Origin of the sequence: Glycomyces algeriensis (assembly GCF_027622855.1) — a bacterium.
Lineage (GTDB): Bacteria > Actinomycetota > Actinomycetes > Mycobacteriales > Micromonosporaceae > Glycomyces > Glycomyces algeriensis.
The window spans coordinates 152,915-178,185 of sequence record NZ_JAPZVR010000006.1; the positions used below are offsets into that span (position 1 = coordinate 152,915).

Consider the following 25,271-nt stretch of genomic DNA (forward strand, 5'->3'; position numbering starts at 1 on the left):
AGTTAACTCGGGGTTCAGTTCGAGCCGCCCCGGTTTCACTCATCGCGTTCCCTACGAATAGGAGCGCCGATGAGCGAAACGGGCATGCCGCCTGGCACCGCATCGGGTCAGCTGCGCCGCACCGCGAGCGCACTGCACTCGTTCAACAGGTTCGAGATCAAGTACCTCCTCTCGTACGAGGAGGTGCCGCGGCTGCGCGAGGAGCTGGCCGCGCGCATGGTGGCCGACCCGTTCACGACGCGCGGCGGGTACCCGGTCACGAGCCTCTACTACGACTCGGCGTCGTTGCGGTACTACTGGGAGAAGATCGAGGGCCTGCGGTTCCGCCGCAAGCTGCGGGTGCGCGCCTACGGTGAGCGGCACGAGCTGCGCGACGACTCCCCGGTGTTCGTCGAGATCAAGCAGCGGGTCAACCGGGTGACCCAGAAGCGGCGCATGAAGATCCCGTACGGCGCGGCGCGCCGGCTGTGCGACGGCGCCGAACTGGTCGACCACTCCCCCGAGCAGCGGCCGTTCCTCGAGGAGGTCGCAGGCCTGGTCGACGGGCACGGGCTGCGGCCCACCGCGATCACCGCGTACAACCGCGAGGCCTACTTGGGAGCGGACGCCGACCTCGGACTGCGCGTCACCATCGACCACCGGGTGCGCGGACGCGACCGCGACTTCCACCTCGGCGCCGAGGTCGAGAACCGGCTCATCATCCCGCCCCACAAGGCGGTCGTCGAGGTCAAGGCCAACGAGCGGGTCCCGTACTGGGTCACCGACACCGCCGCGCGCCTCGGCATGTCCGTCGTGCGCATCTCCAAGTACTGCCAGAGCATCGAGGCGCACGGCCTGGCCCCGCGCTCGGTGTTCCACCTGCCCGTCGCGGACGACTACCGCGTCCGCGCGAACCCCGCACCCCGCACCGCCTCCGTCTGAACACTCTGAGAAAGCAGCCATGGACTTCCTGACGAACTTCAACGACCTCTCGGCCGAGTTCAGCGTGGCGGACATCGCCATCTCGCTGACCCTGTCGTTCCTGCTCAGCTGCGTGATCGGCATCGTCTACCGCCGCACGCACCAGAACGTCTCGTACAGCCAGTCGTACGTGCAGACGCTCATCATCATGGGCGTGGTCATCGCGGTGATCATGCTCATCGTCGGCTCCAACGTGGCGCGCGCGTTCGCACTCGTCGGCGCCCTCTCCATCATCCGGTTCCGCAACGCCCTCAAGGAGACCCGCGACGTCGGGTACATCTTCCTGGTGATGGGCGTGGGCATGGCCTGCGGGACCCGCTTCTACCTGCTGGCGGTCATCGCCACCGTCGTGGTCTGCCTGGTGCTGCTCATCATGCACCGCTTCGACTGGTTCGCGCACAACGTGCAGCGCCAGGTCGTCAAGGTCCACGTCCCGGCGGACGAGGACTACACCGACCGCATCGACGACGTGCTCATCCGCAACACCGACGAGTTCGAGCAGGTCAGCATCGAGACCATCCGCGGCGGCGCCCTGATCGAGATGACGTACACCGTGCGGCTCAAGAAGGGCAGGAACCCGTCCGGGCTGCTCGGCGAGTTGCGCGACGTGACCTCGGGCCAGCAGGTGACGGTCCTGACCGGTTACGACCAGACGGACCTGTAGCCATGGCGGCCAGAAGCATCCGTCACCGGATCCCGGTGAGCCTCCGGCACCATTGGAAGCTCATCGCCGGCTCGGTCGGGCTCATCGCGGTGCTCACCCTCGTGGTCGGCACGGTGCGGGCCACGGCCCTGGTGTACTCGGACGCGAACGAGGGATTCGTGGTCACCAACGACATCCAGGGCACGGTCGACCTGTTCGACACCGCGGTCGCGCACGAGATCAGCCTCTCCTACAGCGACGCGGACTTCGCGGAGATGCGGGAGGCCTTCGAGGACTCGGGCGAGAAGTCGTGGATCAAAGCCGACATCACCATCGACGGCGTCACGATCTCGGACGTGGGAATCCGGTTGAAGGGCAACTCGACGCTCTCGGCGCTCGGCGGCGGCACGTCGAACGGTGAAGGGGCCGAAGGCGGGCGGATGCCCGGCGGCGGTGAGATGCCCGAGGGTTTGGAACTTCCTGAGGGCATGGAGATGCCTGCGGACGCGGGCGGGATGGAGATGCCCGGCGGCATGGGCGGCGGCTCCGGAAGCTCGATCAGCTTCGACTCCCCCGAGGGCCTGCCGTGGCTCATCGACTTCTCGCAGTACGTCGACGGCCAGGTCTACCAGGGCAACCAGCAGATCAGCCTGCGCGTCGAATCCGGGATGGGCGGCGGGTCGACGTTGAACGAGGCCGTCGCGCTGGAGCTCATCGAGGCCAGCGGCGAGGCGGCCTACGACTGGAACTACGCCACGGTGTCGGTCAACGGCTCCGAGGGCGTCACCCGCCGGGTCGTGGACATCATGGACGTCACCTGGGCCGGGGAGGAGTACGGCGCGGACTCCGGCGTGCTCTACAAGGCCCTCTCCACCGGGACCTTCGCGTACCAGGGCGAGGACCCGGACGACTACGAGGACGACTTCAAGCAGGTCACCATGGAGGGCTCGGCCGACGTGCAGCCGCTCGTGGACTTCCTGGAGTGGCTCGGCGAGGCCGATGACGCGACCTTCGACGCCGAACTCGGCGACTGGGTCGACATCGCGTCCTTCGCGAACTACACCGCACTGCAGAACCTGCTCGCCAACGGCGACGACATGGCGGGCCCAGGGAAGAACTACTACCTCTGGTACGACTACGAAACCGGCCTCATCAGTGTCGTGACCTGGGACGTCGATCTGACGCTCCAGACCGCGGACCTCGCCCCGGACGAGACCGCCTCGATCGGCGGCGGCATGGGCGGCGGCGGCACGGCTCCCGAGCAGGAGGCGGCCGGCGAGACCGGGGAAGCGCAGCCGCCGGGCCAGACGCCCGGCGGCGGCGAGATGCCCGAAGGCATGGAGATGCCGGAGGGCATGGGAGGCGGCATGGGCGGCAACGAGCTCAAGGAGCGCTTCCTGGCGTCCGAGGCCTTCCAGGACGAGTACATGGCGGCGTACAACGAGCTCTACGAGACGCTGTTCGCCTCCGGTGCCGCCCTCGAAGCGGTCGACACCGCGCAGACCGCGGCCGAGCTGAACGGCGCCGACGTCGCCGATGCGGCCGAGTCGCTCAAAGCGGTCATTCAGCAGCGGACCGAGTTCCTCGCCGAGGAGCTCGACGAAGCCTCCACTGCGGAGTGATCACACGGGGAGCGGGCGGTTCCCACCGTTCTGCCCGTTCCCCGTGCGGGCCCGCGCCTTGGGGGAGGCGCGGGCTCCGGCAAGCCGAAGGCCCCGAAACGGCGCGGTTTCGGGGCCTTTTCCTTGGGAATCAACCGGTCAACGCAGGGCCCAGGACCAGGGCCGCGACCGAGAAGTAGATGAGCAGGCCGGTCGCATCGCACAGGGTGGAGACCATCGGCGCGGAGACGAGGGCCGGGTCGATGCCGACCTTCTTCGCCAGGAGCGGCAGCAGCGAGCCGACGAACGTCGACCAGGTGCAGATGACCAGGAGCGTCACCGCGATGATGAGCCCGATGTCCCACCCGTACACGAAGCCGACGACCGGTCCGCCGACGGCCGCGAGCATCGAGCCGAGCAGGAAGCCCACCCGCGATTCGCGCCAGGTGATCCTGAAGGCGTCCGAGAACCGGACCTCGCCGACCGCCATGGCGCGGATGATCGTCACCGACGCCTGCGAACCGGAGTTGCCGCCGGTGCCCGTGAGCAGCGAGATGAACACCGCGAGCACGGTGACGTTCGCGAGGTAGGCCTCGTAGTAGTTGAGGACCGTAACGGTGAGCGAGGCGGAGACGGCCAGGATGAGCAGCCACACGGCGCGGCTGCGCGCCAGCATGAACACGCCGGCCGAGAGGTACGGCCGCTCGAGCGGCTCGGCCGCACCGGCGCGGGCGGCGTCCTCAGTGTCCTCGGCCTCGAGGATCTCCATGGCGTCGTCCCAGGTGATCAGCCCGACGAGGCGGTCCTCGTGGTCGACCACCGAGAGCGCGATGAGGTTGGCCTCCTGGATGAGGCGGGCGGCCTCTTCCTGGTCGGTGTCGGTGGAGACCTGGTAGTGCTCGTCCGCGATGAGGTCGCTGACGGGGAGGTCGGGGTCGGCGCTCACGAGGTCGGCGAGCGTGACGGTGCCGAGGAGCTTGCGGTGCCCGTCGGTCACCGGCAGCACGTCGATGTTCCGGGGGCGTTCGCGCAGGTGCCGGATGCGCTCGATCGCGGCGGCCGCGGACATCGAGGCGCGCAGCGACACGTAGTCGGGCGTCATGATGCGCCCGGCCGACTCGGGCTCGTACCCGAGGAGCTGCGCGGTGATCCGCCGGTCGGCGGCGTTCAGCTGGGACTGGAACCGGGTGGCGACCTTCGCGGGCATCTCGTCGAAGAGCTTGGCCCGGTCGTCGGCCTCCATCGAGTCGAGCAGCTCGCGGACCGTGTCGGTCTTGAGCCCGTCGATGAGCTCCTGCTGGTGGACGGTGTCGAGCTCTTCGAAGACGGCGAGCGCGCGGTCTTTGGGGAGGAGCCGGAACCGCAGGGCCTGTTCGGCCAGGTCCATGCGGGGCAGCTCTTCGGCGAGCACGACGGTCGAGGTGTCGGCGAGTTCCAGTCGGAGCGCCGCGAGCTCGTCTACCGCCGCGGGCGAAATGGGCTGAATGATCTGAGCCATAGCAGCCACCTCCATTACATGAGGAAAGGGCCGTGCCCCGACCTCATGCAGCGGCGCGTTCGCCGCAGGTCAGGCTGCCCGCTTCAATGTAAGAGGACGCGGAGCACGGTAAAAGGGAAATGGGAAGAACACGTCGGTATCTCGACTAGATCCGGGGTCGTCGCCCATGGCCCTCACCTCCTCCGGTCGCGGGTGAGCCTTGCGCGGTCAAGGGTAGCAATCATCTGTGAACAACATCGCTTACTGGGGTGCCCAAAGACTCGCGGCTCACACCGGTACTGAACGGACAGTGAACGCGAAAGGGCCGGACGTGCTCGTCCGGCCCTTTGCTCGTTCGGTGTTAGCTCAGCTTGTCCAGGATGATCTGGCGGACCGTGCCGGCGTCGGCCTGGCCCTTGGTGGCCTTCATGACCGCGCCGATGAGGACGCCGGCGGCGGCGTGGGTGCCGCCGCGGATCTTGTCGGCGACCGCCGGGTTGGCGGCGATGGCCTCCTCGACGGCGGTCTCGAGCGCGCCGGTGTCGGAGACGACCTCGAGGCCGCGCTTGGCGGCGACGTCGGCCGGGTCGCCTTCACCGGCGATGACGCCGTCGATGACCTGGCGGGCCAGCTTGTCGTTCAGGCGTCCGTCGTCGACCATGCCCTGGAGCTGCGCGACCTGGGCGGGCGTGATCGCCAGCGCGGCGAGTTCCTCGCCTGATTCGTTGGCGCGGCGCGAGAGTTCACCGAGCCACCACTTGACGGCGCCGGACGGCGTGGTGCCGGCGGCGACGGTGGCATCGATGAGTTCGATGGCGTCGGCGTTGACGACCGACTGCATCTCCTTGTCGCCCAGGGACCATTCGGCCTGGAGGCGTTCGCGGCGCTTGCGCGGGGGCTCGGGGAGCTCGGAGCGGAGCTGCTCGACCCATTCGCGGGACGGCTCCATGACGGCGAGGTCGGGTTCGGGGAAGTACCGGTAGTCGGTGGCTTCCTCTTTGGAGCGTCCGGCGCGGGTCTCGCCGGTGGTCTCCTGGAAGTGGCGGGTCTCCTGGAAGATCCGCTCGCCGGCGTCGAGGAGCGCGGACTGGCGGCGGACCTCGTAGCGGACGGCGCGTTCGACCGAGCGGAGGGAGTTGACGTTCTTCGTCTCGGTGCGGGTGCCCCATTCGGCGCCCGGCAGGTTGAGCGAGAGGTTGACGTCGCAGCGGAGCGACCCCTGCTCCATGCGGACGTCGGAGACGCCGAGTGAGCGGACGATGTCGCGCAGTTCGGCGGTGTAGGCGCGGGCGACCTCGGGGGCGAGGGCGCCGGTGCCGGGCACGGGGCGGGTGACGATCTCCACGAGCGGGATGCCGGCGCGGTTGTAGTCCACGAGGGACTCGGTGGCGCCGTGGATGCGGCCGGTGGCGCCGCCGACGTGGAGGGTCTTGCCGGTGTCCTCTTCGAGGTGCACGCGCTCGATCTCGATGCGGTACTCCTTGCCCTCCACGACCACGTCGACGTAGCCGTTCTCGCAGAGCGGCTCCTCGTACTGGCTGGTCTGGAAGTTCTTCGGCATGTCCGGGTAGAAGTAGTTCTTCCGGGCGAAGCGGGTCCACTCGGCGATGTGGCAGTTGAGGGCCAGGCCGATCTTGATGGTGGCCTCGATGGCGGCCTTGTTGGCGACCGGGAGGGCGCCGGGCAGGGCCAGGCAGACCGGGCAGGTCTGCGTGTTGGGCTCGGCGCCGAAGGTGGTGGAGCAGCCGCAGAACATCTTGGTGTTCGTGTCGAGTTCGATGTGGGTCTCGAGGCCGAGGACGGGCTCGTAGGTCTCGACGGCCTTGTCGTAGTCGTTCAGCTTCGTCATGACGCTAGTTCCCTTCGATCTCGGGCGCGGTGTCGGCGAGCAGGGTGTCCTGGGTGGACTCCAGGGCGGCCGCGACGCGGTAGGTGATGTCGTCGCCCATGACCGGGCCCATGACCTGCAGGCCGACGGGCATGCCCTCGGAGAGGCCGACGGGGACCGAGACGCCCGGGCCGCCGTAGAGGTTGGTCGGGATCGTGTAGAGGTCGGCGAGGTACATCTGGTACGGGTCGCCGGTGCGCTCGCCGAACTTGAAGGCGATGAACGGCGTGGTGGGGCTGATGATGGCGTCGACCTGCTCGAAGGCCTTCTCGAAGTCCTGCTTGATGAGGGTGCGCACGAGCTGGGCCTTGCCGTAGAACGCGTCCACGTACCCGGCGCTGAGCGCGTAGGTGCCGAGGATGATGCGGCGCTTGACCTCCGGGCCGAAGCCGGCTTCGCGGGTGAGGCTCATGACCTCTTCGAGCGAGTGCTTGCCGTCGTCGCCGGCGCGGAGGCCGTAGCGGACGCCGTCGTAGCGGGCCAGGTTCGAGGAGGCCTCGGACGGGGCGATGAGGTAGTAGGTGGGCAGCGCGTAGGAGAAGGACGGGCAGGAGACCTCCCTGATCTCTGCCCCGAGCTTCACGAGCTGCTCCACGCCGGCCTCGTAGGCGGCGATGACGCCGGCTTCGGCGGCGTCGGCGCCTTCGGCGAACTCCTTGACGACGCCGAGCTTGAGGCCCGAGAGGTCGCCGGTGGCGCCGGCCTTGGCGGCGGCGACCACGGGCGGTACGGGCGCGTCGATCGCGGTGGAGTCGCGCGGGTCGTACCCGGAGATGACCTCGTGGAGCAGCGCGGCGTCGAGGGCGTTGCGGGCCACGGGACCCGGGGTGTCAAGCGAGGAGGAGAAGGCGATGAGGCCGTACCGGGAGTTGGACCCGTAGGTGGGCTTGGCGCCGAACGTGCCGGTCACCGCGCCGGGCTGGCGGATGGAGCCGCCGGTGTCGGTGCCGATCGCGAGGGGGGCCATCTTCGCGGCGACGGCCGCGGCCGAGCCGCCGCCGGAGCCGCCGGGGATGCGCCCGGTGTCCCACGGGTTCAGGGTCGCGCCGAAGGCGGAGTACTCGGTGGAGGAGCCCATGGCGAACTCGTCCATGTTCGTCTTGCCGAGGATCGGCATCTTCGCGGCCTTGATGCGCTCGACGATGGTCGCGTCGTACGGCGGGATCCAGCCTTCGAGGATCTTGGAGGCAGCGGTGGTCGGCATGCCCTTGGTGACCACGACGTCCTTGACGGCGATCGGGACGCCGGCGAGCGGGCCGAGTTTCTCGCCGCGGGCGATGGCCTCGTCCACCTCGCGCGCGGTGGCGAGGGCGCCTTCGCGGTCGACGTGCAGGAAGGCCTTGACGGTGCCGTCGATCGCATCGATGCGGTCGAGGTGGGCCTCGGTGATCTCGTAGGAGGTGGCGCGGCCTTCGCGGATGGCCTCGGCCATGTGGGCGGCGGTCTGATCGACGGCGCGGTGTCCGGTCATGGCTAGGCCTCCTCGTCCAGGATGCGCGGAACGCGGAAGCGGTCCTCGTACGTGTCGGGTCCGCCCGCGAGTGCGGCGTCGCGGGGCAGGGACGGCTGGGGCTGGTCTTCCCGGAAGACGTTCACCAGCGGCACCGCGTGCGAGGTCGGCTGGACGCCGTCCGTGTTCACTTCGGCGAGCGTCTTCATCGATTCGAGGATGACGTCCAGCTGGCCCGCGAAGGCGTCGAGCTCGTCATCGGTGACTTCGAGGCGGGCCAGTCGCGCCAAGTGCGCGACTTCCTCGCGTGAAATCGTACTCACGACAGGTGTTTCCTAACGGTTACTAGCTGCGGGAAGACCTGTCGAGTCTAGGCTGTGCGCGGTCGGCGCCCGAGGCGGGCACCGCCCAGTGTGGGGCGATCTGCTCAGCGGTTGCCGATGGGTGTGACGGACGGATCGCGAAAATCGATCGACACCGGGGGTGTGAGCCTGAAACAGCCCCCTAGCCACTGGAGATGTGACGTGATACTCTTTCGTCACTGGTTCGGAACGGGTTTCCTGGTTTCCTTTCTGTTTCCTTGCTAAGAACGAGTCGGTGGGTGTTCCGACTTGTGGTGGTGTTCTCGAGCCAGTACAGGCCCCGGGCGGAAGCCCGGGGCCTGGTTCTTTTTGTGCTACAAGGTCTTCGTTGCAGCGGCGAACTCGCCCTCCGAAGCCGACTCAGCCGCATTCCCATCAGATTTACGGCTCGTGTCGTGCTCTGCAGACTTACGGCTCGTGTCCTCGCCGTGCTCTGCAAATTTACGGCTCGTGTCCTCGCCGTGCCAGGCCCGCCACAGCGCGGCGTAGTGGCCGTCGAGCGCGATCAGCTCGTCGTGGCTGCCCAACTCGGCGACCCGGCCGTCTTCCACGACCGCGATGCGGTCCGCGTCGTGCGCGGTGTGGAGCCGGTGCGCGATCGCGATCACGGTGCGGCCCTCCAGGACGGCGCCGAGCGCGCGCTCGGTGTCGCGGGCGGCGCGCGGGTCGAGCATCGCCGTCGCCTCGTCGAGGATCACCACATCGGGGTCGGCCAGGATGATCCGCGCGAGCGCGATCTGCTGGGCGCTCGCCGCGTCCAGCTCCCTGTTCTTGCCGCCCAACGGCGTGTCGAGGCCTTCGGGCAGATCGAAGGCCCAGTCGGCGCCGACCGCGGCCAAGGCGCTCTGCAGCTCGTCGTCCTGGGCCTCGGCTTTGGCGAGGATCAGGTTGTCGCGCAAGGTGGCCGTGAAGACGTGATGCTCCTGGGTAACCAGGGTGACGCGCTTGCGGCGCTCGTCGAGAGGCAGCGCGGCGACGTCGACGCCGCCGATCGCGGCGCGGCCCTCGCGGGGCACGTCGGAGCCGGAGATGAGTCGCGCGAGCGTCGACTTGCCTGCGCCGGAAGGACCCACGACGGCGAGGCGCTGCCCGGCGGGGACGCTCAGGGTGACGCCGTGGAGCACGTCGCGGGGGCTGGTCGGGTAGGCGTAGCGGACCTCGGTGAGGTCCACGGTGCCGTCGGCCGGGCGCTCGGTGGTGGCGTCCGCTTCCGCGTCCTCGGCTTCGGCGACGCCCTCGATGCGGGACATGGCCGCGAAGCCGCGCTGGACCTTCTCGACCCACATGAGGATGTGGTCGATCGGGAACATGATCTGGCGGGTCAGGACCGCGCAGGACGCGACGGTGCCGAGGGAGACCGTGCCGTCGAAGTAGAACGCGCCGCCCACCAGGAGCACGGCCGCGGTCGGGAGGGCGTACGCGCCGTCGAGGAACGGGAAGTAGACGCTGCGCAGGAAGAGCGTGTAGCGGGCGGCCTTCCAGTGCTTGGCCACGGTCGCGTCGCCGGCGGCGTCGCGCTGCCCGCGCAGCCGGTAGGCCTCGGTGGTGCGGGCGCCGTCGGCGGAGGCGCCGATCGTGTCGCCGATGGCCGACTCGGCGGCGCGCTCGGCGAGGTAGCCGTCGCGGCCGCGCTTGAGGTACCAGCGGGTGCCGATCCACAGCGGGGGCACGACGACGAGCATGCACAGGCCCAGCAGCGGGCTCGCGATGAGCATGGCGCCGAAGAAGACCAGGACCTTCAGGATCGAGACGGTGACCTGCGGGAGGCCGTCGCGGAAGAGGACGCCGGCCTCGGGGACGTCGGCCGAGGAGCGGGTCATGAGGTCGCCGGAGCCGGCCTGCTCGACCACCGGCATCGGGAGGCGCAGGGCGCGTTCGACGAACTGGACGCGCATGCGCGCCGAGAGGCGTTCGCCAAGGCGGTAGGACACGTACGTGCCGGCCCAGGTGAAGGCGACTACCACGACGATCGCGGCCACGATGCCGAGCGCGAGCCGGTCGATCTCGGCCGCGCCGGAGCCGGTGGTCAGCTCGTCGAGCATGTCCCCCAGCAGGATCGGCGCGACGGCCGCGGCGACGGCGGCCACCAGGTGGAGGCTGACCGCGACGATCGCGCGGCGCCGCTCGGAGGCGAGGAGCCGGAAGAAGGCGCGGCGGACCGTCCGGGTGTCGGCGATCGGCAGCTGGTTCGTCCGCTTTTCGGACGTGGCAGTGGTGCTCATTCGGTTCCCCGGGTGACGAGTGCGCGGTAGTCGGAGTGCGCGGCGACCAGTTCGCGGTGCGTGCCGCGGGCGACGACCTTGCCGCCCTGGACGAACGCGACCGTGTCGGCGCGGCCGAGCCACAGCGGCGAGGTGGTCGCGATGGCGGTGGCGCGGCCGCCGCGGGTCTCGGCGAGGCGCTCGACGATGCGGGCCTCGGTGTGGGAGTCGACCGCGGAGGTCGGCTCGTGCAGGAGCAGGGCTTCGGGGTCGGCCGCGATGGCGCGGGCGAGCCGCAGGCGCTGGCGCTGGCCGCCGGAGAGGGTGCGGGCCTGGTTCTCGACCTCGGTGTCGAGGCCTTCGGGGAGGGCTTCGACGACGTCGTGCGCCGAGGCGGCCTCGATGGCGGCCTCCACGCGGTCGATCCCCTCGCGGGCGGCGACCGCGGCGGCGACGGTGCCCGCGAAGAGGTAGGCGTCGTGGTCGGCGACGAGCACGCGGCGGCGCAGTTCGTCCCGGTCCAGTTGCGCCACAGGCACACTGCCGAAGCGGGCTTCGGACTCGGTGAACCCGCCGAGCCGGTCGAAGACGGCGGCGACCTGCTCGGAGTCGGAGGAGGCGACGGCGAGGAGCTCGCCGCCGGCGACGGTGAGACCGGACTCGGGGTCGTGGAGCTCGGCGCCTTCGCGGGGTCCGGGCAGGATCTCAGCGGCGGTCTCGCGCTCGGGGGTGTTGAGCAGTTCGCAGACCTTGCCGGCGGCGACGCGGCCCTCGATGATCCGGTAGGTGCAGCCGATGAGCCAGTGCACGGGCAGCAGCAGCGCGCCGGTGTAGCCGAACGCGGCGACCATCTGGCCCGGCGTCAGGTCCCCGGAGGCGACCTGGCGTCCGGCGATCCAGATGACGACGCCGAGGAGGATCGCGGGCGTGCCCTCGCCGAGAGAGTTGAGCCAGGCGGTGGGGCCGGCGACCTTGTATCCGGCGGAGCGCAGGGCGTCCGAGTCGCGGCGGTACGAGGCGTTGAAGCGGGCCTCGCCGCCGATGCCGCGCAGCACGCGCAGGCCCGAGACGATGTCGGAGGCGCGCTCGGTGATGTCGCCGACGCGTTCGCGGTACTGCTCCTGGCGGTCCTGGAGGCGGGTGAGGAGCGGGCCGGTGACGAGGCCGACGGCGAACACGCCGATGAAGATGGTGAGGCCCAGGGCGACCGAGGTGTTGAACAGGAGCACGCCGACCGCGATGAGGCCGACGAGGCAGCCCGCGGTGGGGGCGAGCGAGTCGACGGCCCACGAGATGCGGTTGATGTCCGTGGCGCCGACGCTCACGACCTCGCCGGTGGTGACCTTCTTCCGCAGGTCGTCGCCGAGCCGGTTGACCTTCCTGGTGGCGAGCTGCAGGACCCGGTAGGAGGCGTCGGCGCGCCAGAACACGGTGAGCCGGTGCGACCAGACGATCATCGCGGCGGTGGCGAACCCGGCGAGGACCATGCCGAGCGACCAGAACGCGAGCGCGTTCCAGTCGCGTTCGCGCAGACCGTGGTCGACGGCGCCGGTCAGGAAGAACGGGAGCACGGGCAGGGAGCCGAGCGCGATCCCGGAGGTGATGAGCGCCGCGAGCATGAGGCCCTTGCGGCGGGTGGCGAGCCAGATGAGGAGCCGCCAGGGCGTGCCCGGTGGCGGCTCGGCTGTTCCTGGGGACGACGGGTCGCCCCTCGTCCCTTCCGGGAGCAACGGGTCGTCCAATGGCAGTTCGGGGGCGCGGAGGAACCTCACTAGCCGAGCGTAAAGGGAGGGTCCGACATCCGGCAATCGATTAACCCCCCGAACGGGTGCCTACCAGCCGTTTTCACCGTGCGTCGCGGCTCGTGGGAGACCGAGATCTCCCAGCGCGAGGGACGAATCGGACCCACCGGGAAATTGCCTCACATCGACTCGTAGACTCTCGGCGTCGCACCGGTACCGGCTACCGACGAGGAGGACCGCCATCCTGCATCAGCCCGGCCCCCACGGACCGCTGACGGCGGACCGCCGATCGCGACATCGCTCCCTTTCGCTTGCACCGCAACACCTGCGGTGCGATTGACCCTGCCCTGCCCGGCCGACGACACCGCCCAGGACCTTTTCGCCGACCATCCGACAGGAGCCTCCGCCATGCCGGCGCTGCGTTTCGAAGACCTCCTCCAAGACCCCGACCGCGAGCACGACGGCGACCGCTGGGGCGCCGAAGGCCGCCCGGTACTCCTCCTCAACGAGGAGGGCGCCGACCGCTCGGCCTGGTGGCCCGTCGCCGCCCGCCTCGCCGACGAGCACGCCGTCGCGGTCCTGGACCTCTCCCCGAGCCGCTCGCTCACCTCCCGCGCCGAGACCCTCGCCGCCTACGTCGCCGCCATGGGCACCCGCGCCCCGGTCATCGCCGGCCACGGCCCCGCGGCCCTCGTCGCCTCCCTGTTCGCGGCCCGCTACCTCGCGCACGCCGTGGTCAACATCGAACAGCGCCTTGACGAACCGCACCACGACCCCGACACCGAGCGCGCCCTCCACGAGATCACCGCGGGCCCTCGCCTACTCCGATGCCGCTACCTGGCGATCTTCGCCGGCGACCCGCAGCCGCACTACCCGGACTGGCTCGGCGAGCGCATCCCCGGGGCCGCCTGCACCAGCTACCGGACCGAAGGCGCCCACCCGCACCTGAGCGACCCCGACCGCTTCACCGACGACATCAGGGCCATCGCCGCCTGACGCGGGAACGGGCTAGGCGGCCAGAGCCGCGGCGGTCTCGGGGTCGGCGGGGAAGAAGGACTCGATGGCGAGTTCGGCGACCGTGACGTCCATGGGGGTGCCGAAAACGGTTGTGGCGCTGAAGAAGGAGAGGACACCGCTGCCGGTGTCGATCCGCAGCGGGATGACGAGGCTGTGCTTCGGGGCGGGGTCGATGCCGCCCGGGTAGCCCCGCAGCTCCTCGCGCAGACGCACCAGTTCGGGGTCGCCCGTGGCCCGGATCTGGTGGTCGAGGCGGGAGAAGAGGTGGGCGCGCCATTGCGAGAGGTTCCGGATGCGGGGGGCGACCCCTTGCGGGTGCAGGCTCAGCCGCAGCACGTTGACGGGCGGTTCGAGCAGTTCGGGCGCGCTGCCGGCGATGAGCTTGTCGATCGCGGTGTTCGCGTCGACCATGTTCCACTGCCGGTCGACCACGACGGCGGGGTAGGGCATGTGGCCGTCGAGGATCTGGATGAGGGCCTGCCCGATGCTCGCCATCGAAGGCTGGTCCAGTGTGGACTCGGTGTAGGCCGGGGCGTGGCCCGCGGCCATGAGGATGTCGTTGCGGTCGCGCAGGGGAACGTCGAGTTCCTCGCAGATCTTGAGGACCATCGCGGAGGTCGGCTTGGAGCGGCCGGTCTCGATGAAGCTCAGGTGGCGCGCGGAGATGCGGCACTGGATCGCGAGCTCCTGCTGCGTCAGGTGGCGCTGCGCGCGCCAGTGCCGGACGAGGTCGCCCGGGGTCCGGCGGGCTGCGGTGTCGGAGAGCGGTACTGCCATGCGGCCCAGCCTAAACCCACAGGTAGCGCCGCTCATTACCTCCAAGGTAATCGACGGGCGGCGCGAACCGGGCGAAGCTGGTGTCGTTCCCGGGAGACGCCGGGACACCGAGAGACAGGGAACGACATGACCGACTTCAACGCCATCGCCGCCGCTTACCTCGACGCCTTCAACGCGACCGACGAGACCGAGCGCAAGCGCCTCGTGGCCGACCTGTTCACCGCCGACGTCAGCTACATCGACCCCATGGCGGACGTCGAGGGCCACGAGGGCGTGAACGCCTTCATCGCCGGCGCCCACCAGCAGTTCCCCGGCTGGGTCTTCACCCTCATCGGCCCGGTCGACGGCCACGGCCAGCAGGCCCGCTTCAGCTGGGGCCTCGGCCCCGAGGGCGTGGAGCCGCCGGTCGTGGGCTTCGACGTGGTCGTGGTCGACGGCGAGGGCCGCATCGGCCAGGTGCTCGGCTTCCTCGACAAAGTGCCCGCCGCTTAGCCGGTGCCCGGGGGCGGGCGCCGACCCGCCCCCGCGAGCTAGTGCAGGTCGACGACGACGGCGGTGGCGTCGTCGTGCCGCTTGCCTTCCCACCGTTGCGGGTCGGGGTCGGTGAGTTCGGCGCCGCGCACGGCGTCGATGAGCGCTTCGGGACCGCGGTTGGTGGTCGCGAGGGTCATCAGGTCCGCGTCGCGGTAGTCGTACCGGCCGGTCAGGCGCGTGATGCCGTTGGTGCACAGCAGGATCCGCCGAAGTTCGGCGATCGGCTGCCGACCGGTGAAGGCGTGATCGGCCGCTTCGGGCACCGCGCCGGCGAACCAGGCCCCGCCGGGCTGGTTGCGGTACCGGGCGATGAACGCCTCGAGGCCTTCGGCGGTGTCCGGCGGCTCGGGGAGCTCGTTGACGCGCAGGTCGGTCTCGACCGCAACGCGGCCGGTCGTGTCCTCGAAGAGGATCGCGGCATCGCCGAGTACCAGCCATTCCAGGTCGTCGCCGACCAGGCGGGCGAGGGCGACCGTGGCGCCGGGCGAACGCGGATGCGCGGTGTCGCAACCCGGTCCGTGGTCGGCGACCGTGGCGATGACGGCCTCGCGCAGGATCGCCGCGAGCGTGCCTGCGCCGTCCAGGCCGGCGCCGAGGTGGGCGCCGAGGCGGTCGACGATCCAGGCGACGCCGTGCGAGCACCCGGTGTCGACGCCCGCAGGCGGGTTCGCGCCGTCGAGGACCAAGGCCCAGTCCGCGCCGGTCAGCGCCAGGTCCTGGTTCTCCGCTCCGGACCCGATCGCGGTGCCGTGCTTCGCTTCGAAGGTCATGCCGGACGCTGCTCCCTCATGTTGTCAGACACCGGTGCCGTGCCAGGTGTTCCAGAGGCGAGCATAGGGCCCGTTCGCTTGCAGGAGTGCGTCATGGCTGCCGAGCTCGGCGAGGACGCCGTCCTCGATGACCGCGATGCGGTCGGCGTCGTGCGCGGTGTGCAGGCGGTGGGCGATGCCGATGACGGTGCGGCCCTCCAGGACCGCCGCGAGGGCGCGCTCGGTGTCGCGCGCGGCGCGGGGGTCGAGCATCGCCGTGGCCTCGTCGAGGATCACCACGTCGGGGTCGGCCAGGATGATGCGGGCCAGGGCGATCTGCTGCGCGGCGGCCGGGTCGAGTTCCTTCGCGGTGCCGCCGAGTTCGGTGTCGAGGTCGTCGGCCCAGGCGGCGCCGACCGTGGCGAGCGCCTCGCGCAGTTCCGCGTCGTCGGCGTCCGGTTTGGCGAGGGTGAGGTTGTCCCGCAGCGTCGCGGTGAAAACGTGGTGCTCCTGGGTCACGAGGGTGACGTGGCCGCGTCGCTCGCCCAGCGGGAGCGACGCCACGTCCACTCCCCCGACAGTGACGCGACCCGAGTCCGGGGCGTCGACGCCGGAGACGAGCCGCGCGATGGTGGACTTGCCCGCGCCACTGGGTCCGACGACCGCGAGGCGTTCGCCCGCGGGGATCACAAGGTCGACGCCGTGGAGCACTTCGGGACCGGTCGGGTACGAGAAGTGGACCGCGCGCAGTGCCACCGTGCCGTCGGCGGGGACGGCCGCGGCGGTGGCCGCCTCGTCCGTGTCGATGGCCGCGACGCCTTCGACCCGGGCGAACGACGCGAAGCCGCGCTGGAGCCATTCGACCATCATGAGCAGGAAGTTCATCGGGGTCATGATCTGGCGCGAGAGCACCGCGCACGCGGCGACCTCGCCGAGGCTCACCGTCCCGTGGAAGTACATCGCGCCGCCGAGGACGAGCACGGCCGAAGCGGGGAGCACATAGGAGCTCTCGAGCGTCAGGAAGTAGACGCTGCGCAGGTACAGCGTGTACCTGCTGGCGGCCCAGTGCTCACCGATCGTGTTGTCGCCGTGAGCGATCCGGTCGGCTTCGAGGCGGTACAGCTCGGCGGTGCGGGCGCCGTCGGCGGTCGCCGCAAGGGCCTCGCCCGAGCGGGACTCGGTGCGGGCCTGCGTCAGGTACCCCTCGCGGGCGCGCTTGAGGTACCAGCGCGCGCCCACCGCGATGAGCGGGACGGCGAGGACCATGCACAGCGCGAGGAGCGCGTTGACCCAGACCATCGCTCCGATGTAGACGATCGCGGTCAGGATCGCGACGGCCGCGCGCGGGAGCGAGTCGCGGATGAGGTTGCCCGACTGCGGGACGTCCACGGAGGCGCGGGTCATGAGGTCGCCCGCGCCGGCCCGCTCGGCGGTGTGGAGCGGCAGGCGCAGGCACTGCTCGACGAAGCGCTCGCGCAGCCGCGCCGAGAGGCGTTCGCCCACGCGGTTCGCGGTGAAGCTCGCGAGCCAGGTGAGCGCCACCGCGGCGGCGATCGCGGCGGCCATGCCGGCGGCGAGGAGGTCGATGTCGGCGATGCCCTCGCCCGCGGTGAGGGCGTCGATCATGCGGCCCATCAGGAGCGGTGCGGCGGTCGAGGCCCCCGCGGCGGCCACGCGCAGCGCGACGGCGACCCCGACGCGGGAGCGCTCGGAGGCCAGGAGTGCGACGAAGGCCCGGCGGACCCGGTCGGGCTCGGCCACCGGCAGCTCGGTCGAGTCCGCCTCGGCGCCTTGGGTCTTCGAGTCCGGGGATGTCGTGCGGAGGCCGGTGGTCATGAGAGCTCCCGGTTCACTAGGGCCCGGTAGTCGGGGCGGGACGCGGTGAGTTCGGCGTGGGTGCCGGTGGCGGCGACCTTGCGGTCCTGGACGAAGGCCACCCGGTCGGCGCGGCCGAGCCAGAGCGGGGAGGCGCTCACGACCGCGGTCGTGCGGCCGTGCCGGAACCCGGTGAGCCGCTCCGTGATGCGGGCTTCGGTATGGGAGTCCACTGCGGACGTCGGTTCGAGGAGGAGCAGGACCTCGGGGTCGGCCGCGAGGGCCCGCGCGAGGCGCAGGCGCTGGCGCTGGCCGCCGGAGAGGGTGCGGGCCTGGTCGTCCATCTCGGCGTCGAGGCCGCCGGGGAGGGCGTCCACGACGTCGTCCGCGGCGGCCGTGGTGACGGCGGCCTTCGCGTCGCGTCCGCCGATGACGGCGGTGAGGGTGCCGGCGAAGAGGTACGCGTCGTGGTCGCCGGGGAGGATGCGGCGGCGCAGTTCCTCGGATGCCATGCGGGCCACGGGGACCTGGCCGAACACGGCTTCGGAGGGTGCGAGGCCGGCGAGGCGGTCGAAGATCGCGGCGGCGGTGTCGGTGTCGGCGGTGGCGACGGCGGTCAGGCCGGGCGTGAGGGTGAGTCCGGATTCGGGGTCGTGGAGTTCGGCGCCGCGCTCGGGCCCCTGCAGGGGGTCCCGCGGTGCCTCGCGCTCGGGCAGGGCGAGGAGTTCGCAGACCTTCGCGCAGGCGACCTCGCCCTGGATGATGGTCATGGCGGTGCCCAGGAGCCAGCGCACCGGCATGAGCAGCGCGGCGGTGTACCCGAAGGCGGCGACCATCTGGCCGACGGTGATCTCGTCGGCGGCCACGAGGCGGGCGGCGATCCAGACGACCGCGCCGAGCAGGATCGCCGGGGCGCCTTCGGAGATCGCGTCGATCCAGGCGCCCGGGGCGGCGAGGCCGAAGCCGGAGCGCTTGAGGTGCTGGGAGTCGCGGCGGTAGGCGGCGTTGAAGCGCGCTTCGCCGCCGACGCCGCGCAGGACGCGGAGTCCGGCGACGATGTCGGCGGCGCGCTCGGTGACGGCGCCGATGTCGCGGCGGTAGGAGCCGTACCGGGCATGGAGGTGGCGGAGCATCGGGCCGGTGATCGCGGCGACGGCGGTGACGCCGATGAAGACGGTGAGGCCGAGGGACGCGGACATGCCGAAGAGCAGCACGGCGACCGCGACGATCCCGGTCACGCAGCCGACGGTGGGCGCGAGCGATTCGATGGCGCGGCCGATGGAGACCACGTCGGTGACGCCGACGCTGACGACCGAGCCGGTGGTGGTCTGGCCGCGCAGGCGCGAGCCGAGGCGGGCGGTCTTGCGGGTGGCGAGCTGGAGGACCCGGTACTGGGCGTCGTGGCGCCACCAGACGGTGAGGCGGTGGTGGAGCACGATGCTCACGGCCGCAACGGATCCGGCGAGGGTGAGGGCGCCGGCCCAGGCGAGGAGCGCGCCCCAGTCGCGGCCGCGGATGCCGTCGTCGACGGCGCCGGTGAGGAAGATCGGCATGACGGGGACGAGGCCGAGGGAGAAGACCGCGGAGACGAGGACGGCCGCGGCGAGGCCCTTGCGGCGGGTGGCGAGCCAGGTGAAGAGGCGCCAGGAGGTGGTCGGGGGTTCGCCGGGGTCGTCTACGGGCAGTTCGGGTGCGCGGAGGAGTGACACAGGGCCAAGGTAGCCACGCCCGCTGCAGATCGGCAAGCGTTTAACAGCGTGCAGTCGACATGAGACGACAGCAGCGGTGCGGCGGTGGCGCTCGGCGAGCGGGGTTCAGTTGCCGGTCAGGCGTTCGAGCCAGCCCGGGGACTGCCGCTCGCGGCGGTCGCCGACGTACTCGACCACCACGTCCACCAGTTGCTCCGGGCTGTCCGTGGCGGCGACCGCGCGCGGGTGGAGCGCGGCGTGCGCGCTCGGGTGCTCGGAGAAGAGCACGGCGGGCGTGGGAATGCCCGAGGCGACCATGCGGTCGAGGAGGCGGCTCCCGGCGGCGTCGCCGTCGGGTTCGGACTCGCGGCGCATGTCGGTGATGACGAGGTCGTAGGGGTGCTTCGCCAAGGCGCGCATGGCTTCATCGGTGGAGAGCACCGGCTCCACGGTGATGCCGACAGCGCGGAAGAGCCCGCTCAGTATGTCGTTCCCGTCCGGATTGTCGTCGACCCACAGGATCGAGCCGCCCCGCAGTTCGAAGGCGGCGAGCACGAGTTTCGTGGCGGCGCGCAGGCTCTGGGTCCGGGACTGGTGCCCGAGCGGATGCCGGTACGCCGGCTGGACGGGCTGGGCCCAGTAGGGGGCGGGCCGGTTCGGGTAGTAGGCGCCACCCTCGCCGGGCCGGCCCGCGGGAACGGGATAGGTGGGCGGGATGTTGGGGATCTGCTGGTTGGGGGCGGTCACCGTGGCGTAGGGGTCGGGCTCGGGCTGCGCGGTGTCGGCGGGCCCGTCGACGGGTGGGGTGGCGAGGAGGTCCGGCTTCGCCTCGGCGGGCGGTTCGGTGTGGACGGTCTCGTCGTCGTCCGCCGGTTCGTCGTCCGTGGCGTCCTTCGCGGGTGGCGACTGCGGGTCGGTGCCGATCTTGTAGACCACGCCGTTGCCGGGCCGGACCTGCTGGGTCGGCAGCGGGTAGAGCGCGGTCCAGTCCGTCTCGGCGGGCGGCGGCTGGAGCTGCACGGCGTCGCGCACGGCCGCCTGTTCGATGGCCTGCTGGGCGAGTTCCACTGTGACCCAAGGGGTCTCGACCTTGGTCATGCGCGGCGCCTGGGCGGTGAAGAGCCGCTTGGCGATGGCCAGCGCGATGAAGCCGAAGCCGACCCAGAGGAAGGCCGGGAGCACCTTGATCAGTTCGATCCAGATGGCTTCGCTCATCGTGGGCTCCAAAGAAGGGGGTACCGGGGCCGGGCATCTCTACCTTAAACGGCCGACGCCATGGCCCCGGTACCGCAAGGCGTCTCACCGGGTGAGGGCGTGGAACAGGGAGATCCAGCGGTCAGGCGGGACGAGTCCGACGACTTGGTCGCGGGCGATGCCGGCTTCGGCGCAGGCCTGGTGCGCGACGCGCCTGGGGACGACGCGGCACAGGGACGCGGCGAGCGCGCCGCCGATGCCGGAGAAGCCGAGGTCCACGAGGTCGCGGTAGTCGACCATGGCGTCGGGCGGCAGCAGGGGCCTGGTGCGGCGGTGCAGGTGCAGCACGGCGGCGTCGACCTGCGGGACGGGCCGGAACTCGCGGCGGTCGAGGCGCATGCCGAGTTCGAAGTCGAACTCGGGCCAGTGCGCGACGGTGAGGCGGCTCCAGCGGCCGTAGTCGCCGGTGTGCTTGCGGGCGAACTCGAGCTGGGTGATCAGTGCGGCCGAGGTGAGGGTGCGGGCGCGCAGGCACCACCGGACGATGTCGGTGGTGATTCCGAAGGGCGCGTTGGCGACGACGCTGAAGGGTGCTTGCGGTGGTGTGACGTCGCGGAAGTCGGCCTGGTGGCAGCGGAAGTGCTCGTGGTGGCCGAGGCGCGAGTGGAGTCGTTCGACGAAGTGGCGGTCCTTCTCGTAGGCGGTGACGCGGCGGGCGCGGTCGAGCAGCGCTCTTGTGACCATGCCGTCGCCGGGGCCGACTTCGATCACGTGGTCGTTCGGGCGGACGTCGGCGGCGTCGACGAAGGCGCGGGCGGTGTGCGCGTCGCGCAGGAAGTTCTGGGACAGGGCTTTGCGGTTCGAGAGGTCGCGTGCGCTTTTGGTGTGCGGAGCTCGGGCACGCGGGAATTGGCTGCGGGACATGGGAGTACTCCATGAGGACGAGTCGAATCAGGACGATCGATTCGCCTAGGCCCGCGCAGGGGCGCAGCCGCTGCGAGACGCAGCGGTCGGATAGGAGCGCTTGCGGGAGGCCTAGGCCGCCGCGCGCAGCCGCATGAAGCACGGGCAGGACGCGGTGGACGCGAACTGCCCCGGTGACCCGTACATGCCCGCGAGGCTATCCGGTTTCGCCCGGGGCGTCCACCCGGTTCTCGCGCCGCGCGCGCGGGATCGCACCGGTGTCGTTGTGGGCGCCGCCGCCCGAGGAGTAGCGGCCGGGCACGTGGAGTCGCAGGACCGCTTCGCTGGCCCAGTCGGGGACGGATCCGGGGCGGGACGCGGCGATCATGACGGCGAACGCGAGCGGCACCGTCCACAGTGCTGGCTGGGCGAGGAGGACTGAGACGATGCCGGGTTCGAGGTCGAGGACCACGGAGGCCAGCGCCGCGCCGGTGGAGGTGGCGGCGCCGACGAGCAGGCCCGCCGTCGCCCCGGTCGCGGTGAGGCCGCGCCACCAGATGCCGAGGGTCAGCAGCGGGCAGAACGTGGAGGCCGCCACCGCGAAGGCCCAGCCGACGAGCACGTTGATGTCCACATCGGCCGCCGGGAGCGAGAGCGCGACCGCGAGGGCCGTGCCGACGACGACGCCGAGGCGCAGCCGTGAGAGCGAGCCGCCGAACAGGTCGTGCGAGAGGCCCCCGGCCAGCGCGAGGAGCAGCCCGGACGAGGTGGAGAGGAATGCGGCGAACGCGCCGGCGGCGACCAGTGCGGTGAGGACCGCGCCGGCCGTGCCGGGGACGATCGCGCCCGGGACGAGGAGCGGGACGACGTCGGTCTCCTCGGGTTCGGGCGTGGTGACGCGGCCGAGGAGGCCGTAGACGACCGGCCACAGGTAGAACAGGCTGAGCAGAACGATGACCGAGACGGCGACCCGGCGGGCCGCGCGGGCCCCGGCGACGGTGTGGAAGCGCATCACGACGTGCGGGAGCCCCATGGCGCCCAAGGTGGTCGCGACCAGGACCGAGATGGTGGCCAGCAGCGGGTGCCCGGAGCCGTCGAGGTCCAGGAGCGGGCGGGACCAGTCCGCGTCGGCGCTCGGGTCGAGGGCCGCCTCGCGCCGTTCGGGCCCGGCGAGGGCGATGAGGAAGACCGCGGGGCCGGCGATGAACACGAGCTTCACCAGGTAATGGAAGGCCTGCACGTAGGTCGCCGAGCGCATCCCGCCGACGGCGATGGTGGAGGAGACCACGAGCCCGGCGCCGACGACGCCGACCCAGTAGGGGATGCCGGAGACGAGTTCGAGCACGACGCCGGCCGCTTTGAACTGCGGCAGCAGGTAGAGCAGCATGATGACGAGCACGACGAGGCCGCACATGCGGCGGATGCGCGGCGAGCCCAGGCGGTACTCGGCGAAGTCGGGCACCGTGTAGGCGCCGCTGCGGCGCATCGGCCCGGCCGCGAGCGCGGCGACGAGCACGTACCCGGCGGTGAAGCCCACGGCGTACCACATCGCGCCCACGCCGTTCTTGACGATCAGCCCGGCGAGGCCCAGTACCGAAGCGGCGGAGACGTACTCGCCCGCGATGGCGAGGGCGTTCCAGCCGGGCACGATGCTGCGGGAGGCCACCAGGAAGTCCGGTGTGGACCGTGCGGCGCGCACGCCCCAGACGCCGATGACGACGCTGGAGGCGAGCACCAGGCTGATGGCGGCCAGGCCGAGCATCAGCTGCCTTCCCGGTAGTCGGCTTCGATGGCCTCGGCCCGGCGCACGTGGACGGCGGCCAGGAGCAGCAGGACCGGGTAGGGCGCGAAGAAGAGCACGGCCCAGCCGAGGCGGCCCGGAGTGATCGCGGCGGCGGTGAGCAGGGCGGCGAGGGCGAGCAGGAGCAGGGTCGCGGTGCGGGCGGCGAGGCGGCGCTGGCGGCGGAGGGCGCGTTCGGCGTCGTCGAGGTCGATCGCGCTGCGGCCCACCGGCGGGCGGCCCGCGAGGCGGCTGAGGCGGCGTGTGGCGTCGGACCGGCGGCGCAGGGCGAGCCGGGTCTGGGGGCTGGTGACGCGCACGCGCTGGTTCACCGGTGCGCGCCGCCTTCCCTGGCGGCCTGGAGGAGCCGTTCGCGCAGGAGCCGGGAGTGGCGGCGGCTGACTGGCACCTCGCCGGGTTCGGTGACGGCGACGAGGCCGGCCGTGGAGGTCACGCGCAGTTCCGTGACATGGGCGAGGTTGATGAGGAAGGAGCGGTGCGCGCGCACGAAACCCGCTGCGTCCCATACCTGTTCGAGGTAGGTGAGGGACTGGCGGAGGAGGTGCGAGCCCTGGCTGGAGTGGAGGCGCACGTAGTCGCCGTGGGCTTCGGCGTAGGCGATGTCGTCACGGCGCACGAACACGGTGCGCCCGGCGAGCTCGACCTGGACGACGGCGAGGTCGTCGGACTTGTCCCCCACCACGGGTCCGGAGCGGCGGCCGCCGATGCGGGCCACGGCCTCGGCGAGGCGCTCCGGCCGGAAGGGCTTGAGAAGGTAGTCGGCGGCGCCGAGGCCGAAGGCCTCCACCGCGTGGTTGTCGTAGGCGGTGACGAACACGATCTCGGGCGGGTCCGAGAGGCGCCGGAGGATCCGGGCCACGTCCATGCCGGTGAGGCCGGGCATCGCGATGTCGAGGAACGCGGCGTCGAACGAGCCGGAGCCGAGGAGGCGCACGGCCTCGTCGCCGCCGGCGGCGGCCACGACCTCGCCGACGGCGGGCAGCTCGGCGAGCTGCCCGGCCAGTTCGACGCGGGTGGAGGGCTCGTCTTCGACGACGAGCACGCGCAGCAGGCTCATCAGCGCCTCCGGTTCAGGAGCAGGGTCGCAGTGCGGACCGGGCGGGAGGGAAGGGCCGCAATGCGAACGAGGCGGGAGTGATTAGTGCGGTCCCCCGCCCACTGAGCACGAATCGCGTTCGCGTTCGCGTTCGCGTTCGCGTTCGCGTTCGCGTTCGCGTTCGCGTTCGCGTTCGCGTTCGCGTTCGCGTTCGCGTTCGACGAAATGATGCGGTCGCCCGCCCACTGAGCGCGAATGCCATTCGCATTCAGGGGGATGTCGGACCCGTGTGGGAGAGTCGTCCTATTTCCCTGGTTGGTCGGAGGTGGATGCGGGTGGGAAGGGGCACGCCCTATGGCCGCGTCAAGGAGCCGGGTCATACGTGCACCCCTCTCGCATATCGCGGGATCCGCACCGTGGCCTTGGTCCCCTCCCCCGGGGCGGTGTCGAGCCACAGGCCGTACTCGGGTCCGTAGACCGCGCGCAGCCGTCGGTCCACATTGGCCAGTCCGATGCGGCCCGCGCCCTGGCGGCTGCCGGTGAGGATCGCCTTCGCCGTCTCCGGTTCCATGCCCGCGCCGTCGTCCTCGACCTCGATGACGCACAGCGCGCCCTCGGAGAACCCGCGCACGGCGATGTGCCCGGTGCCGGGCTTGGACTCGAAGCCGTGGCGCACGGCGTTCTCCACGATCGGCTGCACCACCAGGAACGGGATGGGCACGGGCAGGACCTCCGGGGCGATGCGGACGGTGATGTCGAGGCGGTCGTCGAACCGGGCCCGCTGCAGCTCGAGGTAGGTCTGCACCGCCTGCAGCTCGTCCGCCACGGTGGCGTAGTCGCCGGTGTTCGCGAACGAGTAGCGCAGGTAGTCCGAGAAGTCGGTGAGCAGTTCGCGGGCCCGCTCGGGGTCGGTGCGGGTGTGGGCGCTGATCGCGGCGAGCGCGTTGTGCATGAAGTGCGGCGAGATCTGGGCCCGCAGCGTGCGAAGGTCCGCCGCCGCGATCCGCTCGCGGGCCCGGTCCAGGTCCGCGTGGTCGAGCGCGGTCGCCACGAGGTGCGCGGCCTCGGCGACCTCCGCGTCGCTCACGTCCCCCGCCACGAGCAGGCACCCCGCCAGGTCTCCCGAGACGATCAGCGGCGAGGACCGCAGCGGCGGCGCCGTGACCGGCTCGAGCACGTCCAGGGTCTCGACGAGCAGGCCCTGGGCCGCGGCCGGGTCGAGGCTCCCGGCGACCGCGATGACCCGCTCGCAGTCGGCCAGCGCGACCGCGTCGGCCGCGAGGAGCTTGGCGAGGCGGCGGGCCGCGAGCGGCGCGCCCTTGCCGTTCAGGCCGTCCGCGAGGGACTCGCCGACCTGGCGGGAGAGGCGCAGCGCCGCGAGCGCCCCGGAGCCCAGCGCGCGCCGGCGCGTCGAGGCGAGCCTCGAAGCGCGG

Annotated in this window: 21 protein-coding genes; 5 read left to right on the top strand and 16 right to left on the bottom strand. The window is 71.3% G+C overall.

Annotated elements, in window-relative coordinates:
- Positions 1 to 69: 69 nt before the first annotated feature.
- From O2L52_RS13330 to O2L52_RS13340, 3 genes are read left to right on the top strand one after another with little or no spacing between them, the layout of a single operon-like run.
- Entirely contained in the window at positions 70 to 921 is an 852-nt protein-coding gene (locus O2L52_RS13330) for a polyphosphate polymerase domain-containing protein (protein ID WP_270116039.1), read from the top strand.
- A 19-nt stretch (positions 922 to 940) separates the two neighbouring features.
- The gene (locus tag O2L52_RS13335) at positions 941 to 1,624 is read left to right on the top strand and encodes a DUF4956 domain-containing protein (protein WP_270116040.1); all 684 of its coding nucleotides are present in this window, start codon (positions 941 to 943) and stop codon (positions 1,622 to 1,624) included.
- Positions 1,625 to 1,626: 2 nt separating this feature from the next.
- Entirely contained in the window at positions 1,627 to 3,225 is a 1,599-nt protein-coding gene (locus O2L52_RS13340) for a CotH kinase family protein (RefSeq protein WP_270116041.1), read from the top strand.
- Between the two features lie 130 nt (positions 3,226 to 3,355).
- On the opposite strand, the gene mgtE is transcribed toward O2L52_RS13340, so the two are convergent.
- The 6 genes from mgtE to O2L52_RS13370 all read right to left on the bottom strand — a co-directional run bounded on the left by mgtE (position 3,356) and on the right by O2L52_RS13370 (position 12,354).
- Positions 3,356 to 4,702: a magnesium transporter gene (mgtE, locus tag O2L52_RS13345; protein ID WP_270116042.1), complete on the bottom strand. Its 1,347-nt coding sequence runs from the start codon at positions 4,700 to 4,702 to the stop codon at positions 3,356 to 3,358.
- Positions 4,703 to 5,042: 340 nt separating this feature from the next.
- Entirely contained in the window at positions 5,043 to 6,530 is a 1,488-nt protein-coding gene (gene gatB, locus O2L52_RS13350; protein WP_270116043.1) for an Asp-tRNA(Asn)/Glu-tRNA(Gln) amidotransferase subunit GatB, read from the bottom strand.
- A gap of 4 nt (positions 6,531 to 6,534) precedes the next feature.
- A complete protein-coding gene (gatA, locus tag O2L52_RS13355) occupies positions 6,535 to 8,001 on the bottom strand; it encodes an Asp-tRNA(Asn)/Glu-tRNA(Gln) amidotransferase subunit GatA (protein WP_373897071.1) in 1,467 nt (488 codons plus the stop codon).
- A gap of 41 nt (positions 8,002 to 8,042) precedes the next feature.
- Positions 8,043 to 8,342 (bottom strand): Asp-tRNA(Asn)/Glu-tRNA(Gln) amidotransferase subunit GatC, encoded by a 300-nt coding sequence (gatC, locus tag O2L52_RS13360; RefSeq protein ID WP_270116045.1) that lies wholly within the window; start codon positions 8,340 to 8,342, stop codon positions 8,043 to 8,045.
- A gap of 353 nt (positions 8,343 to 8,695) precedes the next feature.
- Positions 8,696 to 10,603, bottom strand: coding sequence for an ABC transporter ATP-binding protein (locus O2L52_RS13365; RefSeq protein ID WP_270116047.1), 1,908 nt, complete (start codon positions 10,601 to 10,603; stop codon positions 8,696 to 8,698).
- Positions 10,600 to 12,354, bottom strand: coding sequence for an ABC transporter ATP-binding protein (locus O2L52_RS13370; RefSeq protein WP_270116048.1), 1,755 nt, complete (start codon positions 12,352 to 12,354; stop codon positions 10,600 to 10,602). Before O2L52_RS13370 ends, O2L52_RS13365 begins: the two co-directional genes overlap by 4 nt.
- A 378-nt stretch (positions 12,355 to 12,732) precedes the next feature.
- Between O2L52_RS13370 and O2L52_RS13375 the strand changes: the two genes are divergently transcribed.
- Positions 12,733 to 13,320: an alpha/beta fold hydrolase gene (locus O2L52_RS13375; RefSeq protein WP_270116050.1), complete on the top strand. Its 588-nt coding sequence runs from the start codon at positions 12,733 to 12,735 to the stop codon at positions 13,318 to 13,320.
- Between the two features lie 12 nt (positions 13,321 to 13,332).
- On the opposite strand, the gene O2L52_RS13380 is transcribed toward O2L52_RS13375, so the two are convergent.
- Positions 13,333 to 14,118: a helix-turn-helix domain-containing protein gene (locus O2L52_RS13380; RefSeq protein ID WP_270116052.1), complete on the bottom strand. Its 786-nt coding sequence runs from the start codon at positions 14,116 to 14,118 to the stop codon at positions 13,333 to 13,335.
- Between the two features lie 126 nt (positions 14,119 to 14,244).
- Between O2L52_RS13380 and O2L52_RS13385 the strand changes: the two genes are divergently transcribed.
- A complete protein-coding gene (locus tag O2L52_RS13385; RefSeq protein ID WP_270116054.1) occupies positions 14,245 to 14,610 on the top strand; it encodes a nuclear transport factor 2 family protein in 366 nt (121 codons plus the stop codon).
- 38 nt (positions 14,611 to 14,648) lie between these two features.
- Here O2L52_RS13385 and O2L52_RS13390 read toward each other — a convergent pair whose 3' ends face one another.
- The 9 genes from O2L52_RS13390 to O2L52_RS13430 form a co-directional block, all read right to left on the bottom strand.
- On the bottom strand, positions 14,649 to 15,422 hold the full coding sequence (locus O2L52_RS13390; RefSeq protein ID WP_270116055.1) for a protein phosphatase 2C domain-containing protein: 774 nt from the start codon (positions 15,420 to 15,422) through the stop codon (positions 14,649 to 14,651).
- A gap of 24 nt (positions 15,423 to 15,446) precedes the next feature.
- Entirely contained in the window at positions 15,447 to 17,237 is a 1,791-nt protein-coding gene (locus tag O2L52_RS13395; RefSeq protein ID WP_270116056.1) for an ABC transporter ATP-binding protein, read from the bottom strand.
- A complete protein-coding gene (locus tag O2L52_RS13400) occupies positions 17,234 to 18,925 on the bottom strand; it encodes an ABC transporter transmembrane domain-containing protein (RefSeq protein ID WP_270116058.1) in 1,692 nt (563 codons plus the stop codon). The genes O2L52_RS13395 and O2L52_RS13400 overlap by 4 nt, the downstream gene beginning before the upstream one ends.
- 105 nt (positions 18,926 to 19,030) lie before the next feature.
- Positions 19,031 to 20,119, bottom strand: coding sequence for a DNA-binding transcriptional response regulator (locus O2L52_RS13405; protein WP_270116060.1), 1,089 nt, complete (start codon positions 20,117 to 20,119; stop codon positions 19,031 to 19,033).
- 84 nt (positions 20,120 to 20,203) lie between these two features.
- Entirely contained in the window at positions 20,204 to 21,022 is an 819-nt protein-coding gene (gene erm, locus O2L52_RS13410; protein WP_270116061.1) for an ErmE/ErmH/ErmO/ErmR family 23S rRNA (adenine(2058)-N(6))-methyltransferase, read from the bottom strand.
- A 196-nt stretch (positions 21,023 to 21,218) separates the two neighbouring features.
- Positions 21,219 to 22,763: a sodium/solute symporter gene (locus O2L52_RS13415; RefSeq protein ID WP_270116062.1), complete on the bottom strand. Its 1,545-nt coding sequence runs from the start codon at positions 22,761 to 22,763 to the stop codon at positions 21,219 to 21,221.
- A complete protein-coding gene (locus O2L52_RS13420) occupies positions 22,763 to 23,113 on the bottom strand; it encodes a hypothetical protein (RefSeq protein ID WP_270116064.1) in 351 nt (116 codons plus the stop codon). Before O2L52_RS13420 ends, O2L52_RS13415 begins: the two co-directional genes overlap by 1 nt.
- A complete protein-coding gene (locus tag O2L52_RS13425; RefSeq protein WP_270116065.1) occupies positions 23,110 to 23,859 on the bottom strand; it encodes a LytR/AlgR family response regulator transcription factor in 750 nt (249 codons plus the stop codon). Before O2L52_RS13425 ends, O2L52_RS13420 begins: the two co-directional genes overlap by 4 nt.
- Before the next feature lie 355 nt (positions 23,860 to 24,214).
- Entirely contained in the window at positions 24,215 to 25,210 is a 996-nt protein-coding gene (locus O2L52_RS13430; RefSeq protein ID WP_344473148.1) for a sensor histidine kinase, read from the bottom strand.
- Between the last annotated feature and the right edge of the window lie 61 nt (positions 25,211 to 25,271).